This is a genomic window from Actinoallomurus sp. NPDC052274, from assembly GCF_040679475.1.
Taxonomy (GTDB): Bacteria; Actinomycetota; Actinomycetes; order Streptosporangiales; family Streptosporangiaceae; genus Actinoallomurus; species Actinoallomurus liliacearum.
In genome coordinates this window covers 1-1,070 of record NZ_JBFAUT010000170.1, presented here as the reverse complement: position 1 = coordinate 1,070, position 1,070 = coordinate 1, and the positions used below count along the sequence as shown (strand labels likewise).

The 1,070-nt window shown below is 58.2% G+C and carries 1 rRNA gene; it reads left to right on the top strand.

The features are described 5' to 3' along the window. Positions 1–162: 162 nt before the first annotated feature. A 23S ribosomal RNA gene (locus AB0K82_RS44710) occupies positions 163–1,070 on the top strand; the annotation flags it as partial.

Here is a 1,070-nt window from a genome sequence, read left to right as displayed (position 1 = left end):
GGAGAGAAGAGGCGAGGGTGTCGGGCACGCTGTTGGGTATCTGAGGGCACGGCCGTATGGCTGGGTCTTCGGTTGCCGGCCCCAGTGCACTCGGGATGTTGTCCCGGGGTGATGGGTGGTTGGTCGTTGTTTGAGAACTGCACAGTGGACGCGAGCATCTGTGGCCAAGTTTTTAAGGGCGCACGGTGGATGCCTTGGCACCAGGAACCGATGAAGGACGTGGGAGGCCACGATAGTCCCCGGGGAGCCGTCAACCAGGCTTTGATCCGGGGGTTTCCGAATGGGGAAACCCGGCAGTCGTCATGGGCTGTCACCCGCTGCTGAACACATAGGCAGTGTGGAGGGAACGAGGGGAAGTGAAACATCTCAGTACCCGCAGGAAGAGAAAACAACCGTGATTCCGGGAGTAGTGGCGAGCGAAACTGGATGAGGCCAAACCGTATGCGTGTGATACCCGGCAGGGGTTGCGCATGTGGGGTTGTGGGATCTCTCTTCTGTCGTCTGCCGGCGACAGGACGAGTCAGAAACCGTTGATGTAGGCGAAGGACATGCGAAAGGTCCGGCGTAGAGGGTAAGACCCCCGTAGCCGAAACATCAGCGGCTCGTTTGAGAGACACCCAAGTAGCACGGGGCCCGAGAAATCCCGTGTGAATCTGGCGGGACCACCCGCTAAGCCTAAATATTCCCTGGTGACCGATAGCGGATAGTACCGTGAGGGAATGGTGAAAAGTACCGCGGGAGCGGAGTGAAATAGTACCTGAAACCGTGTGCCTACAAGCCGTGGGAGCGTCGCGTTGAGTGCTTGCACTCAACGTCGTGACTGCGTGCCTTTTGAAGAATGAGCCTGCGAGTTTGCGGTGTGTTGCGAGGTTAACCCGGGTGGGGAAGCCGTAGCGAAAGCGAGTCCGAATAGGGCGATTTAGTAGCACGCTCAAGACCCGAAGCGGAGTGATCTAGCCATGGGCAGGTTGAAGCGGAGGTAAGACTTCGTGGAGGACCGAACCCACCAGGGTTGAAAACCTGGGGGATGACCTGTGGTTAGGGGTGAAAGGCCAATCAAACTCCGTGAT